Origin of the sequence: Agromyces chromiiresistens (genome assembly GCF_029167465.1) — a bacterium.
GTDB classification, from domain to species: Bacteria; Actinomycetota; Actinomycetes; order Actinomycetales; family Microbacteriaceae; genus Agromyces; species Agromyces chromiiresistens.
On sequence record NZ_JARFNL010000001.1, the window covers coordinates 910,285 to 924,228 of the forward strand.

At 71.8% G+C, this 13,944-nt stretch carries 16 protein-coding genes; 10 read left to right on the plus strand and 6 right to left on the minus strand.

All coding sequences use genetic code 11. The annotated features are described in order from the left end of the window. Position 1: 1 nt before the first annotated feature. Positions 2 to 1,030: a DMT family transporter gene (locus tag PX701_RS04040; RefSeq protein ID WP_275505545.1), complete on the plus strand. Its 1,029-nt coding sequence runs from the start codon at positions 2 to 4 to the stop codon at positions 1,028 to 1,030. Here the strand turns inward: PX701_RS04040 and PX701_RS04045 are convergent. Next, entirely contained in the window at positions 1,014 to 1,562 is a 549-nt protein-coding gene (locus tag PX701_RS04045) for a nitroreductase family protein (protein WP_275505546.1), read from the minus strand. The genes PX701_RS04040 and PX701_RS04045 overlap by 17 nt on opposite strands. Beyond that, entirely contained in the window at positions 1,559 to 1,960 is a 402-nt protein-coding gene (gene msrB, locus PX701_RS04050) for a peptide-methionine (R)-S-oxide reductase MsrB (RefSeq protein ID WP_275505547.1), read from the minus strand. Before msrB ends, PX701_RS04045 begins: the two co-directional genes overlap by 4 nt. A 191-nt stretch (positions 1,961 to 2,151) precedes the next feature. Here msrB and PX701_RS04055 point away from each other — a divergent pair, with 191 nt between their 5' ends. The 5 genes from PX701_RS04055 (at position 2,152) to groL (ending at position 6,457) form a co-directional block, all read left to right on the plus strand. Beyond that, entirely contained in the window at positions 2,152 to 2,448 is a 297-nt protein-coding gene (locus PX701_RS04055) for a DUF3263 domain-containing protein (protein WP_231430253.1), read from the plus strand. Positions 2,449 to 2,475: 27 nt separating this feature from the next. Continuing rightward, a complete protein-coding gene (locus tag PX701_RS04060; protein ID WP_231430254.1) occupies positions 2,476 to 3,021 on the plus strand; it encodes a LytR C-terminal domain-containing protein in 546 nt (181 codons plus the stop codon). Between the two features lie 210 nt (positions 3,022 to 3,231). Next, positions 3,232 to 3,435 carry a cold-shock protein gene (locus tag PX701_RS04065; protein WP_231430255.1) on the plus strand — a complete coding sequence of 68 codons (204 nt, stop codon included), beginning with the start codon at positions 3,232 to 3,234 and terminating at the stop codon, positions 3,433 to 3,435. A gap of 150 nt (positions 3,436 to 3,585) precedes the next feature. Continuing rightward, entirely contained in the window at positions 3,586 to 4,638 is a 1,053-nt protein-coding gene (locus PX701_RS04070; RefSeq protein WP_275505548.1) for a DUF3048 domain-containing protein, read from the plus strand. A gap of 199 nt (positions 4,639 to 4,837) precedes the next feature. Beyond that, a complete protein-coding gene (groL, locus tag PX701_RS04075) occupies positions 4,838 to 6,457 on the plus strand; it encodes a chaperonin GroEL (RefSeq protein WP_231430257.1) in 1,620 nt (539 codons plus the stop codon). Positions 6,458 to 6,613: 156 nt separating this feature from the next. Here groL and PX701_RS04080 read toward each other — a convergent pair whose 3' ends face one another. The 4 genes from PX701_RS04080 to PX701_RS04095 form a co-directional block, all read right to left on the minus strand. Further along, a complete protein-coding gene (locus PX701_RS04080) occupies positions 6,614 to 6,904 on the minus strand; it encodes a WXG100 family type VII secretion target (RefSeq protein WP_231430258.1) in 291 nt (96 codons plus the stop codon). A 123-nt stretch (positions 6,905 to 7,027) separates the two neighbouring features. After that, the gene (locus PX701_RS04085) at positions 7,028 to 8,842 is read right to left on the minus strand and encodes a sensor histidine kinase (RefSeq protein WP_231430259.1); all 1,815 of its coding nucleotides are present in this window, start codon (positions 8,840 to 8,842) and stop codon (positions 7,028 to 7,030) included. Positions 8,843 to 8,873: 31 nt separating this feature from the next. Then, complete coding sequence (locus PX701_RS04090) at positions 8,874 to 9,566, minus strand: response regulator transcription factor (protein WP_022894322.1); 693 nt, start codon at positions 9,564 to 9,566, stop codon at positions 8,874 to 8,876. A gap of 56 nt (positions 9,567 to 9,622) precedes the next feature. Then, positions 9,623 to 10,297 (minus strand): helix-turn-helix transcriptional regulator, encoded by a 675-nt coding sequence (locus PX701_RS04095; RefSeq protein WP_231430260.1) that lies wholly within the window; start codon positions 10,295 to 10,297, stop codon positions 9,623 to 9,625. A gap of 86 nt (positions 10,298 to 10,383) precedes the next feature. Between PX701_RS04095 and folE the strand changes: the two genes are divergently transcribed. From folE to PX701_RS04115, 4 genes are read left to right on the plus strand one after another with little or no spacing between them, the layout of a single operon-like run. Continuing rightward, positions 10,384 to 11,022 carry a GTP cyclohydrolase I FolE gene (gene folE, locus PX701_RS04100; RefSeq protein ID WP_231430261.1) on the plus strand — a complete coding sequence of 213 codons (639 nt, stop codon included), beginning with the start codon at positions 10,384 to 10,386 and terminating at the stop codon, positions 11,020 to 11,022. 1 nt (position 11,023) lies between these two features. Beyond that, positions 11,024 to 12,268 (plus strand): NAD(P)/FAD-dependent oxidoreductase, encoded by a 1,245-nt coding sequence (locus PX701_RS04105; protein ID WP_231430262.1) that lies wholly within the window; start codon positions 11,024 to 11,026, stop codon positions 12,266 to 12,268. Continuing rightward, positions 12,265 to 13,188, plus strand: a complete 924-nt coding sequence (folP, locus tag PX701_RS04110; RefSeq protein WP_374201101.1) for a dihydropteroate synthase — start codon at positions 12,265 to 12,267, stop codon at positions 13,186 to 13,188. The genes PX701_RS04105 and folP overlap by 4 nt, the downstream gene beginning before the upstream one ends. Beyond that, on the plus strand, positions 13,185 to 13,937 hold the full coding sequence (locus tag PX701_RS04115) for a pyrimidine reductase family protein (protein WP_275505549.1): 753 nt from the start codon (positions 13,185 to 13,187) through the stop codon (positions 13,935 to 13,937). The genes folP and PX701_RS04115 overlap by 4 nt, the downstream gene beginning before the upstream one ends. Positions 13,938 to 13,944 lie beyond the last annotated feature (7 nt).

A 13,944-nucleotide genomic window follows, 5' to 3' on the forward strand; every position in this document is an offset into this window, starting at 1 on the left:
CTTGACCGAGCATCCCGCCGACGTGCACGAGCACCACCAGCACGCCGAACGCACCCGCATGCCGCGCTGGATCGCCATCGCGCTGGCGATCGTGTTCGGGGCGTGCACGGCCCTGCAGTCGCGGGTCAACGGCGCGCTCGCGGCCGACCTCGACGACGCGTTCACGGCCGCCGCGATCTCGTTCGGGTCGGGGCTCGTGATCCTCGCCGTCGCCCTCTGCGTGTGGCGTCCGGGTCGGGTCGGCCTCCGGCGGGTGATCGCCGCGCTCGGCGCAAGCCGGCTCGCCTGGTGGATGGTGCTCGGCGGGTTGAGCGGTGCGTGGTTCGTCACGACCCAGGGCCTGTCGGCGGGGCTCCTCGGCGTCGCGATGTTCACCGTCGCGATCGTCGCTGGCCAGACGATCGGCGGGATCGTGTTCGACCTCGCGGGCCTCGGCCCGGGCGGCAGGAGGCCGCTCTCGCCGACCCGGGTGCTCGGCGCGGTCCTCGCCCTCGCGGCGATCGCCTGGGCCGTCTCGGCGCAGCTCGCCCACGACGTGCCGTTCGTCGTCATGCTGCTGCCGTTCGCGGCCGGCCTCGCCGTCTCGTGGCAGCAGGCCGTCAACGGCCGCGTCAAGGCCGAGGCGTCGAGCGCGCTGACGGCGGCGTTCGTGAACTTCGCGGTCGGCACCGTCGCTCTCGTCGCGGCGGCGGTCGTGCACGGCGTCGCCGCAGGCTGGCCCGAACGCCTGCCGACCGAACCGTGGCTCTACGCCGGCGGGGCGATCGGCTGCATCTTCATCGCGGGCCAGGCGCTCGTCGTGCGCGTCGTCGGCGTGCTCCTGCTCGCGCTGTGCGGCGTCGCCGGACAGCTCGCGGGCGCGCTCGCGCTCGACCTCTTCCTGCCGACCGGACGCGCCGTGGACGCGGCGACGATCGGCGGCACCCTCCTCGCGCTCGCCGCGGTCGCGGTCGCATCGATCCGGTGGTCGCGCCACCGGCACCGCTCCGACGTCGTCGAGCGCCCCGACGCGGTCAGTCGATCGAGCTGAACTGCGGCGGCCTGACCGGGCCCCTCGGCGCCCGTTCGCCGTCGCGGCCGCCGACGTAGAGCCAGCCGAGCAGCTGCTCGTTGGGCGCGAGGCCGTGCATGTCGGCGACCGCAGGATGCCTCGTGTACGGCCCGGTGCGCCACATGACGCCCCAGCCGGCCTCGTCGAGCAGGAGGCTCAGCATGTGCGCGACGCCGGCCGCCGCGGCGTCCTGCTCCCAGTCGGCAGCCTTCGGGTGCCAGGTGCGGCGCACGACGAGCGCGATGAGGAGCGGGGCGCGCAACGGCTTGGCCGCGAGCTTGTCGGCGGCCGCGCCGTCGAGACCGGATGCCTCGACGAGTGCGGCACCGAGCCGCCTCCGCGCGTCGCCGCGCAGGGCGATCGTCCGCCACGGACGGAGGCCCGCGTGATCGGCGACCCGTTCCGCCGCCTCGAGCAGCACGAGCAGCTCGGCGTCGTCGGGCGCTGCCTCCGTCACCTTGGGTGCCGAGCGGCGCAGGAGCGCCGCCCGGCGTGCCGGATCCGTCGTCACTGCTCGGGCGTGAAGCCGAGCGCGAGCGAGTTCATGCAGTAGCGGTCGCCGGTCGGCGTGCCGAACCCGTCGGGGAAGACGTGCCCCAGGTGCGAGCCGCACGCCGCGCAGCGGACCTCGGTGCGCACCATGCCGAGGGTGCGGTCCTCGATGAGCTCGACCGCCTCGGGCCGCACCGACTCGTAGAAGCTCGGCCAGCCGCACCCCGAGTCGAACTTCGTGCCGCTCTTGAAGAGCTCGGCACCGCATGCGCCGCAGGTGTAGATGCCGGCGCGCTCCTCGTCGAGCAGTTCGCCCGACCACGGCCGCTCGGTCGCGGCCTCACGGAGCACCGAGTACCGTGCGGGGTCGAGCTCGGCGCGCCATTCCTCATCGCTCTTCTGCACCGGGTGTGACATGGGCGCTCCTCTCGTTCACGGGGTCGGTTCCATCGTCGCAGTTCTCAGGGGCGGCGACGACATCGGATGCAACGCCGCGAGCGGCCCGGCTGTTCCGCGGTGACACACGCCGCCATGCGGCGGCCTCTCGGCGAGCGTTGCCTAGGATGTGCTGCAGGCGGGCCGCCCGGCTCGCGCGACGGGAGGACCGGATGAGCGCCGAGCGCGTGCCGCACCGCCCCGACGACGCCCCGCTCGACGATCGCCAGTTGCGCGTGCTCGCCTTCGAGGCGCGCGCGTGGCAGCAGCCGGCCCGCAAGGCCGAGGCGATCCGCGACGAGTTCGGCATCTCGGCCGCCCGTTACTATCGGATCCTCGGCGAGCTCATCGATTCGCCGGCGGCGCTGCGCCACGACCCGATGCTCGTCAAGCGACTGCAACGCCTGCGGTCCGCACGCCGCGCGGCGAGATCGCAACGTTCGCTCTCCCTCGGCCGACCGCTCGACTGAGCCGGCCCCGACCCCGATCTGGACCCCATGGCGCAGAAGTTCCCCCGCGACCGCTTCGACTCGATCCCGCACGGCATCGACCGCGTCGGCGCGCATCGCGCTCCCGCCCGCCGCGGTGCGAAGTGGATCAGGTTCGGCTGGGCGGCGCTCGCGACCGTCGTGCTCGCCGGCATCGGCATCGCGGGGGTCATGATCTTCAACGACCGCCTCGACATCTCGGGCGGCGGGCCCGCTGCGACGGCGTCGGCGTCGCCCGCCGCCACGGCCCCGCCGACGATCGCACCGGTGCCGGTGACGGTGCTCAACGGCACCTCGACGGCGGGCCTCGCGGCGAAGGCGAGCGAGACGCTGACGGCCGGCGGGGTCACGGTGGGCGCCACCGCGAACGCCAGCGAGAACGACATCACGGAGACGGTCGTCTATTATGCGACACCCGACCTCGAGGGCGCGGCGCGCGGGGTCGCCGGACTCCTGCCGGAAGCCGACGTCCGGTTGTCGGAGAGCTTCGCCGAGACGGGCACGCCGCTCGTCCTCGTCCTGGGCTCCGACTACGCGGAGGCGTCCGCCGGCTGATCGCCCGCGAATCGTTGCCATTCTGCGACCATTCGTTGCATCGGACCCCTTGTGCGCGGGATGTCGGGTCTGTGAGTATCTGGAATTGGTCGCTCGCGCCCGCGCTGTGCAGGCGCCCCCTCGGGGCTCGTGCCAGTGCATCGACTGAGCCGGCCCGGTACAGGCGACAGGCACGTGCTGATCGACACACTGCAGTTATGGGAGCAACGCATGGCGAACGGAACCGTCAAGTGGTTCAACGCTGAAAAGGGATACGGTTTCATCACCGTCGACGACGGCAGCCAGGACGTCTTCGTCCACTACTCGGCCATCGACATGGCCGGGTACAAGGTGCTCGAAGAGGGCCAGCAGGTCGTCTTCGAGGTCGGCACCGGGTCGAAGGGGCCGCAGGCCGAGGCGGTGCGTCCCGCCTGAGCGTCATCCGAGCGTCCCGAACGCGTCGCCGATCGGCGGCGCGTTCGGTGTTCGTGGGGTTCGTCGCGCGACCCGGCGACGTGCGGCGGGCGCGGCGTGTCCCGGGCCGCATCCCGGCCGGCGAAGCCCGGCGATGGCTACGATGACGGCATGGTCAAGGGGGTCCGCCCGGGCGCGAGACGTGCGATCGCCGTCCTCGTGCTCGCCGCGGCGGTGCTCGTCACCGCGGCGTGCCAGTCGTCACCGCCCGAACCGACCGAGGCGCCGACGCCGTCGGCCGAACCGCGGCCGGTCGGGACGTCGCAGCCCGTCGCGGTCTCGTTCTCGCCGCTGCGCGGCACCACGACCGACCCCGCGGCGCCCGCGCACCCGTCGCTCGCGGTCAAGATCGACGACCACGAGGAGGCGCGGCCGCAGATCGCGCTCAACCGCACCGACCTCGTCTTCGAGGAGCTCGTCGAGGGCGGCATCACCCGCTACGTCGCGGTCTGGCACTCGGACGTGCCGGACAGCGTGGGACCGGTCCGGTCGATCCGGCCGATGGATCCCGACATCGTGACGCCGCTCGGCGGCATCATCGCGTACTCGGGCGGGCAGGACCAGTTCGTCGCGATGATGATGGCGACCCCGCTCAAGAACATCGTGTTCGACTACGACGACACCGGTCTCTTCCACCGCGCTGACGAGCGGCCGGGACCGCACGACGTGATCCTGCGCTCGAAGGAGGCGGTCGGGCGCAACGCGAAGCTCGATCCGCCGCCGGTGCAGTTCGCGTACGGCACGGCCGACCCGCTCGCCGACCCCGCCCTGAAGGCGGCACCGACCTCGAAGATCGCGCTCGTGTTCTCCGATGCCCGAAACCCCTCGTGGGACTGGGACGCGGGCACCTCGAGCTGGCTCCGCTCGCAGGAGGGGCGGGCCGACACGCAGGAGGGCGGCGAACGCGTCCGTGCGACGAATGTCGTCACGATGCGGGTCGGCATCGACTGGCGATACGGCGAGGTGCCGAAGACGGTGATGGTCGGCTCGGGGGAGGTGTGGGTCTCGAGCGCCGGGCGCACCGCCCACGGAACCTGGAAGAAGGACTCGCAGGCGGCGCCGATCGTGCTCACCGCCGACGACGGGTCGCCGCTTCGGCTCGCGCCGGGCAACACCTGGATCGAACTCGTGCCGAAGTCGGGTTCGGTGAAGTTCGCGCCCTGAACGGCGCCGGCCACGAGGCATCCGGGAGGTCTCGGACCGCCGCGCACGCAGCGGCGGGTGTTCGCCGCGAGCGTGCGGAAGGGTCCGGTGCTCGCTTGCACTCCCAGCACGAGAGTGCCAGAATCGTCTTAGCACTCACTCGTTTTGAGTGCTAAACCACGAATCTTTGAAGACGTCCGAGAAGGGACGAGAGACACACATGGCAAAGATCATTGCTTTCGACGAAGAGGCCCGTCGCGGCCTCGAGCGTGGCCTCAACACGCTCGCCGACGCGGTCAAGGTGACCCTCGGCCCGCGCGGCCGCAACGTCGTGCTCGAGAAGAAGTGGGGCGCCCCCACGATCACGAACGACGGCGTCTCGATCGCCAAGGAGATCGAACTCGACGACCCGTACGAGAAGATCGGCGCCGAGCTCGTCAAGGAGGTCGCGAAGAAGACCGACGACGTCGCCGGTGACGGCACCACGACCTCGGTCGTCCTCGCTCAGGCGCTCGTCCGCGAGGGCCTCCGCAACGTCGCCGCAGGCGCCGACCCCATCTCGCTGAAGCGCGGCATCGAGAAGGCCGTCCAGGCCGTCGAGGCCGAGCTCCTCGCGAACGCGAAGGACGTCGAGACGAAGGAAGAGATCGCCGCCACGGCCTCGATCTCGGCCGCCGACGAGCAGATCGGTGCGCTCATCGCCGAGGCGATCGACAAGGTCGGCAAGGAGGGCGTCGTCACCGTCGAGGAGTCGAACACCTTCGGCACCGAGCTCGAGCTGACCGAGGGCATGCGCTTCGACAAGGGCTACCTGTCGGCGTACTTCGTCACCGACCCCGAGCGTCAGGAGGCGGTCTTCGAAGACCCGTACATCCTGATCGTCAACAGCAAGGTCTCGAACATCAAGGACCTGCTGCCCATCGTCGACAAGGTGATCCAGACCGGCAAGCAGCTGCTCATCATCGCGGAGGACGTCGACGGCGAGGCGCTCGCGACCCTGATCGTGAACAAGATCCGCGGCATCTTCAAGTCGGTCGCCGTCAAGGCTCCCGGCTTCGGCGACCGCCGCAAGGCGCAGCTCCAGGACATCGCGATCCTCACCGGCGGCCAGGTCATCTCCGAGGAGGTCGGCCTCAAGCTCGAGAACGTCACCCTCGACCTGCTCGGCCAGGCCCGCAAGGTCATCATCACCAAGGACGAGACGACCATCGTCGAGGGTGCCGGCGACGAGGAGGCCATCGCCGGCCGCGTCGCGCAGATCCGCAAGGAGATCGACAACACCGACTCCGACTACGACCGCGAGAAGCTCCAGGAGCGCCTCGCCAAGCTCGCCGGCGGCGTCGCCGTCATCAAGGCGGGCGCGGCCACCGAGGTCGAGCTCAAGGAGCGCAAGCACCGCATCGAGGACGCCGTCCGCAACGCGAAGGCCGCCGTCGAGGAGGGCATCGTCGCCGGTGGTGGCGTCGCGCTCATCCAGGCCGGCAAGACCGCCTTCGAGAAGCTCGACGTCTCGGGCGACGAGGCGACCGGCGCGAACATCGTCCGCGTCGCGATCGACGCCCCGCTCAAGCAGATCGCCCTCAACGCCGGCCTCGAGCCGGGCGTCGTGGTCGACCGCGTGCGCAACCTCCCGGTCGGCCAGGGCCTCAACGCCGCGACCGGCGAGTACGTCGACATGCTCGCCGCGGGCATCAACGACCCGGTGAAGGTGACCCGCTCGGCGCTGCTCAACGCCGCGTCGATCGCCGGCCTCTTCCTCACGACCGAGGCCGTCGTCGCCGACAAGCCCGAGAAGAACCCGGCTCCGGTCGGCGACCCCACGGGTGGCATGGACTTCTAAGCAGTCCGCACGAAATGCGCGAAGGGCGCCTCCCCCGGGAGGCGCCCTTCGTCGTGTCCGCCCGCCGGGCGTCCGCCGGCGACAGGTCGAGCGGTGTCTCGTTCGTCATGGACCCGGTCTCGGGCACGTGGCACCGACGCCGGGAATGCGCCCGGCTCAGCGCAGGAAGAGCCGGGCGTTCGACTGCTCGGCGTCGGCGTACTGCGCCGCGGCGAGCCCGAGTGCGCGATTGAGACCGACGAGGCTCTGCTCGACCTGCAACTGCGTGGCCCGCCAGTCGGCGACCGCGCCCTGGAAGGCCGACGACGCCTGGCCCGACCACGACGACTGCAGCCCGGTGAGCTGCGACATGAGCGCCGCGACGTCGGACTGGATGCGCCCGATCGTGCCCTGCACGGTCTGGGTCGCGGCGGAGACCTGGTCGGCGTCGACGTGATAGCTGGTCATGGGAGTCCCTCTCGTTCGGTGTCTTCCCGAACGTTAGGCGGGCGCGTCCGCTCGGGACCGCGAGTCCGCTGCCGTCGTGCACTGACGGCGCACGTCGGCGGCTGTCGAGGACGGGTCCGCGGCTCAGGCCTCGACGATCGACTGCGGAGCGGCGGCGGAACCGGCGAGCGGCAGCATGACGCGGAAGGTCGCGCCGCCGCCGGGCGTCTCGACGACGTCGACGCTGCCGTTGTGGGCCGCGACGATCGACGAGACGATCGCGAGCCCGAGACCGGAGCCCCCGGTCTCGCGCGTGCGCGAGGTGTCGGCGCGCCAGAACCGCTGGAAGATCTTCTCGCGGATCTGCGGCGGGATGCCCTCGCCGTGGTCGATCACCTCGACCATTGCCCGCTCGTCGGCCGGGTCGATGCTCACCCTGATCTCGATCGGCGAGCCGTCGTTCGTGAAGCGCATCGCGTTGCCCATCAGGTTCGTGATGACCTGGCGGATCTTGTTCTCCTCGGCGAGCACGACGGCGCGCTGCACGGGGGCGGGTTCACCGGACCCGATGGGCACCGGCATCGTGGGCGCGGGCCCGGTGGGCTCGCCGGCCGATGCGGCTGCGGATGCCTCGAGCTCGATGCCGGCGGCGTCGAGCTGGCGCCGTCGCTGCGCCTCGCGTCCGGCCGCGCGCGAAGAGGTGCGCCGCGGCGCCGGTGCGAGTCGTCGGCCACGGAGTCGCGCGAGGGTCGCGCCGGCGAACGCGATCGCGCCGGTCGAGCGCATGGGGGCCTGCTCGAGGTCGACGGCGAGCTCCACGGGCTCCGAGGCGTCCTCGACGGTGCCGGCCTCGGGGGCGATGACCGTCACGGTGCGGTCGGGATGGGCCGCCATCGTGTCGAGCGCTGCGTCGCGGGCGAGCGGAACCAGGTCGACCTCGGCGAGTTCGAGCGGCTTCGCCTCGTCGAGGCGGGCGAGCGCGAGGAGGTCTTCGACGAGACCGCCCATGCGGATGGCCTCCTTCTCGATGCGCTCCATCGCCTGGCCGACCTCTTCGGGCGACTGCAGTGCGCCCATGCGGTAGAGCTCGGCGTAGCCGCGGACCGAGACGAGCGGCGTGCGCAGCTCGTGCGATGCGTCGCCGACGAAGCGGCGCATCTGGTCGATCGTGCGCGCGCGGTCGCGGAAGGCGCGGTCGATGCGGTTGAGCATCGTGTTGAGCGACCGGTTCAGCCGGCCGACCTCGGTGTTCGGGGTGGCGCCGCCGAGGCGCTGGCTGAAGTCGCCGTCGGCGATCGCGGCGGCCGTGCGCTCGACCTCGCGGAGCGGCGCGAAGGTGCTCGTCACCAGCATCCGGGTGAGCAGCGCCCCGACGAGCACGACGCCGAGCCCGAAGCCGAAGAAGATCGTCAGGTAGACCGCGAGCAGGCGCTCGGTGTCCTTCGACGAGATCGCGATCACGATCGGCACGAGGGTGCCGTGCGAGTCGGCGGTGACGAGCGTCGTCACGGCGCGGAAGGTCGGCTCGTCGGCGTCGTCGTCGAGGGCGAACGTCCGGTAGCCCCCGTCGTTGAGCGAGGTGACCTTCCCCTGCGTGAGCGTCTTGGGGATCCGCGGCCAGTCGGCCTCGGGCCGGTCCTCCCAGTTGCTGCGGAGGTACTCGCCGCTCGAGGTGTAGATCGCCACGAAGACGTCGTCGCTCGGCCTGAAGTCGAGCTGGTTGAGGTTCGTCTGCGCCCGGGGCCGGTCGCTGTCGATCTCGAAGTACTTCGTGAGCCCGTCGCCCGAGGCGAGCGACTGGAGCTTCGACTCCATCTGGTCCTCGACGTACGAGCGCAGCATCGCGGCCGTGCCGATGCCCGAGACGAGCAGCCCGAGCGTCAGCATGAGCACCGTCACACCGGTGATCTTGGTGCGCAGCGAGATGCGGTTCCACCGCTCGAACATCGTCTGATTCATGGCTGGCCGAGTCTAGGCGGCGGAAGCTGGGTCAGGGCTTGGAGCTCTTCAGCATGTAGCCGAACCCGCGCTTGGTCTGGATGAGCGGCTCGGCCGAGTGCTGGTCGAGCTTGCGGCGCAGGTACGAGATGTAGCTCTCGACGATGCCGGCGTCGCCGTTGAAGTCGTACTCCCAGACGTGGTCGAGGATCTGCGCCTTCGACAGCACCCGGTTGGGGTTCAGCATGAGGTAGCGGAGCAGCTTGAACTCGGTGGGCGAGAGCTCCACCGGCACGTCGCCGACGAGCACCTCGTGGGTGTCCTGGTCCATCGTGAGCTCGCCGGTGCGGATGACCGCGTCCTCCTCGGCGTGCATCGTGCGCCGCAGGATGGCCTTGATGCGCGCGACGATCTCGTCGAGGGAGAAGGGCTTCGTCACGTAGTCGTCGCCGCCGACGGTGAGGCCGGTGATCTTGTCCTCGGTGTCGTCCTTCGCGGTGAGGAAGAGGATCGGCGCGGTGTACCCGGCCGAGCGCAGCCGCTTGGTGACGCCGAAGCCGTTCATGTCGGGCAGCATGACGTCGAGGATGATGAGGTCGGGCTCCTCCTCGAGCACGGCCGAGATGGTCTGCGCGCCGTTGCCCACGGCGCGCACCGCGAAGCCCGCGAACCGCAGGCTGGTGGTGAGGAGGTCGCGGATGTTGGGCTCGTCGTCGACGATGAGAATGCGAGGTCCGTCGCTCATGGCTCGATTCTCTTGACGTTTGCTGAAACGTGGCTGTGAGTCGTGTGGGCGGCGGGTCAGTGCGGCGCGTCGACGATGCGGATGCAGCATGCGCCCGCCCCGGGGTCGAGCATGACGCGTTCGGGGTCGGACCCGGTCGAGTCGGCCATGCCGCAGACGAGGGCGTGGTTGAGTTCGCACACCACGCCGGGGTTCTCGCGGGCGAGCCGATGGAACGGGCAGGTGCCGAGCACGACCCCCTCGCCGCCGTCGTCGCGCGGTTCGAGGCCGGCGTCGCCGAGCGCCTCGGTGAGGTCGCCGGATGCCTCGGCGAGACGCCGCCCAGCTCGTTCGGCCGCGTCGCGCAGCGCGTCGCGCACCGGGACCCCCTCGTCGACGGCTCGGCCGATCGCCTCGGCCATGACGCCGCCGCCGAGCTCGTAGAGCCGGGCCGGGATGCTGAAGGCGATCTCGTCGTCGGCGCGCCGGTAGAGCTTCGCGGGTCGGCCCGCCCCCGGTCCTGATCGGCCGGTCAGGCGGCGCGACTCGGTCGCGAGCAGACCGGCGTCCGCGAGGCGGTCGAGGTGGAACGCGGCCGTCGATCGCGGCAGGTCGAGCACCTCGGCGACGTGATCGCGACCGACGGCGTCGCGGCTCGCCGAGACGGTGCGGTAGACGCGTCTGCGGATCGGGTCGGCGAGGGCGCCGACCGCCCGGATCGCGTCGGCGTCGCCCTGCGCTGCGGAGGCCATGGCCCGATCATATCTCTAAATGCAGAAATCATTGACAAAAGAATCACGCGGGCCTAGCCTCGGCATCGAGGGCCCGGGAGGTGCGCATGACGTCGATCGAACTCGCAGGGGCGGCCGAGGTGCCGAGACTCCACGCCGTCACCGCCGACGAGGCGCCGGAGCGTGCCGTCGACCGCGAGGGGGCCGCCCGCGCGGTGCGGGCGCTGCTCGTCGCGCTCGGCCGCGACGTCGAGAGCGAGCACCTCGCCGACACCCCGCGACGCGTCGCCGACGCCTTCATCGAGCTCCTGACGCCGCGGCCGTTCTCGCCGACGACCTTCCCCGGCGAGGGCTACGGCGAACTCGTGGTCGTCCGCGACATCCCGTTCGACTCCCTCTGCGAGCACCACCTGCTGCCCTTCCGCGGCGTCGCCCACCTCGGCTACGTCCCCGGCGACCGCATCATCGGGCTCTCGAAGCTCGCCCGCGTGGTCGAGCAGTACGCCCGGGACCTGCAGGTGCAGGAGCGGCTGACACGGCAGATCGCCGACCGCCTCGTCGAGGTGCTCGAGCCCGACGGGGTCGGCGTCGTGCTCGAGGCCGAGCACCTCTGCATGTCGCTCCGCGGCGTGCAGGTGCCGGGCACGCGCACCGTCACGAGCTCGCTCGCGGGCGTCGTGCGCGACGACGACCGCGTCCGCCGCGAGTTCCTCGAGCGCTGCGGCATCGGCAGAACGGAGAACTGAGATGGGTGACGAACGGCTCCTGGTCGTCGGCGGCGGGCTGGCGGGCGCCCGAGCAGCCGAGGGCGCGAGGCAGGCCGGGCACACGGGCCCGATCACGATCGTCGCCGGCGAAGACGCGATGCCGTACATCCGGCCGCCGCTGTCGAAGGAGTTCCTGACCGGTGCGGCCGAACGCGACGTCGTCGACGTGTTCCCGGCCGACTGGTACGCCGACGAGCGCGTCGAGGTGCTGCGCGGCGTGCGCGCGACCGGGCTCGACCCCGCCGCGCACCGGCTCCGGCTGGCCGACGGCCGCACGCTCGACTACGGGCGCCTGCTTCTCGCGACGGGGGCGAGCGCCAGGCGATGGCGTGCTCCGGAGGGCGAGCTCGCGGGCGTGCACGTGCTGCGCACGTTCGCCGACTCCGAGGCGCTCCGGTCCGCGCTCGCGGTCGGCGGCCGGCGGATGGTGGCGATCGGCGCCGGCTGGATCGGCCTCGAGGCCACGGCGGCGGCGCGCGGGTACGCCGACGAGGTGACGGTCATCGCGCCCGAGGCGGTGCCGCTCGCTGCGGCCGTCGGCAGCGCGGTCGGCGAGGTGTTCGCCGAACTGCACCGGGCGAACGGCGTCGACCTGCGCATGTCGACCGGCGTCGCCGGCATCCGCGGCGAGGGCGGACGCGTGACCGGGGTCGAGCTCGACACCGGTGAGACCGTGCCCGCCGATCTCGTGCTCGTCGGCATCGGCGCCGTGCCCGAGACCGGCCTCGCCGAGGCGGCCGGACTCGAGGTGCGGGGCGGCATCGTGACGGACGCCTCGTTCCGCACGAGCGCCGACGACGTGTACGCCGTCGGCGACGTCGCGAGCGTCTACCACCCGGTGCTCCAGTCCCACCTGCGCGTCGAGCACTGGGCCAATGCCGAGAACGCCGGGCGAGCCGCCGGTCGCTCGCTCGCCGGTGAGGGCGTCGAGTACGCCGAGATCCCGTACTTCTACACCGACCAGTACGATCTCGGCATGGAGTACTCGGGCTACGGCACGCTCGCCGACGGCATCGACCCGGTCTTCCGCGGCGACCGGGCCGCGCGCGAGTTCCTCGCGTTCTGGCAGCGGGAGGGCCGCGTCGTCGCGGGCATGAACGTGAACGTCTGGGACGTCAACGACCAGGTCCAGCAGCTCATCCGATCGGGTGCCCGCATCGACCCGGCCCGGCTCGCCGATGCGTCGGTGCCGCTCGAGCGGCTCGTCGCCGAGGCATCCGCGTGACGGCGGAGCCTGCGGGCTGGGTCGAGCCGAACCTCGCCCGGCCGGTGCGCGTGATCGCCGGCCGCGAGGTCGACTTCCGTCGTGAGATCGCCGTGATGGCGGTCGTCAACCGCACCCCCGACTCGTTCTACGACCGCGGCGCGACCTTCGGCCTCGATGCCGCGGTCGAGGCCGGGCGCCGCGCGATCGAGGCGGGCGCGTCCTGGATCGACGTCGGCGGAGCGAGGTTCGGGCCTGGACCCGCGATCCCGATCGCCGAGGAGATCGATCGCGTCGTGCCGGTGGTCGCGGCGCTCGCCGGGGCGGGGGCCGCGCTGTCGGTCGACACGTTCCACGCCGAGGTCGCGGCGGCGGCGATCGCCGCGGGCGCCGACGTGATCAACGACACGACCGGGGTGCACGACGCGGCGCTCGCCGAGGTGGTGGCCGGCTCCGACGCGACGCTCGTCATCACGCACAGCCGAGCGGAGCCCCGTCAGTGGTTCCCGAAGCCGCAGTACGACGACGTCGTGGGCGAGATCAGCGCGTTCCTCGAGGAGCGCGTCGCGCTCGCCGTCTCGCGCGGCGTGCCCGAGGAGCGCATCGTGCTCGACCCGGGGCACGACCTCAACAAGAACACGCTGCAGACGCTCGAGCTCACTCGCAGGTTCGGCGAGTTCACGAGGCTCGGCTTCCCGCTCGTCGCTGCGGTGTCGAACAAGGACTTCATCGGTGAGAGCCTCGACCGCCCCCGCGGTGAGCGCCTCGCCGGGTCGATCGCCGCGGCGGTCTTCTGCGCGGCGCAGGGCGCACGCATCCTGCGCATGCACAACGTGCCCGAGTCGGTCGACGCGGCCCGGATGGTCGAGGCGATCATGGGATGGCGCGAGCCCGCGTACCTCAAGCACAACATGGTCGACGGGCCGAACGAGGAGCCATGACCGAGACACCGGGCGACGCCCCCGAGCAGGCCGAGGCGCCGCGAGTCGACCGCGAGCGGCTGCTCGAGGCCTACGCCTTCGCCGACCGGACGACCCCGCGCGTGCGGATGAACTTCGTGTCGAGCCTCGACGGTGCCGTCACGATCGAGGGGCGGTCTGGGGGACTCGGCGACGCCTCCGACCGGCTCGCGATGGGCGTCATGCGCACCCTCGCCGATCTCGTCCTCGTGGGGGCGGGCACCGTGCGGGTCGAAGGTTACGGCGGGGTGCGGCTGCGTCCCGAGAACGTGGCCTGGCGACGCGAGTACGGCCTCGCCGACCAGCCCCGCCTCGCGGTCGTGTCGTCGGCGCTCGAGCTTCAGCCGCAGCATCCCTTCTTCGCCGAGGCGACCACCCGCCCGATCGTCGTGACGCACGCCGCGTCGGACCCTGAGCGGCGGAAGGCGCTCGCCGCGGTCGCCGACGTGTTCGTGTGCGGTGACGTCGCGGTCGACCTCGGCGCCGCCGTCGACGCGTTCGCCGCCGCGGGAGTGCCGCAGGGCCTCTGCGAGGGCGGGCCGCACCTCTTCGGCTCGCTCCTCGAGGCCGACCGCGTCGACGAGCTGTGCCTGAGCCTCAGTCCGACGATCGTCGCCGGCGATGCCGGGCGCATCGTGCGCGGCGCGCCCGAGCTCGACCGCCCGATGCGTCTCGTGCACGCCATCCCGGCGGGCGACCTGCTGCTGCTGCGCTACGAGCGCGCACGCTGACCGCTGT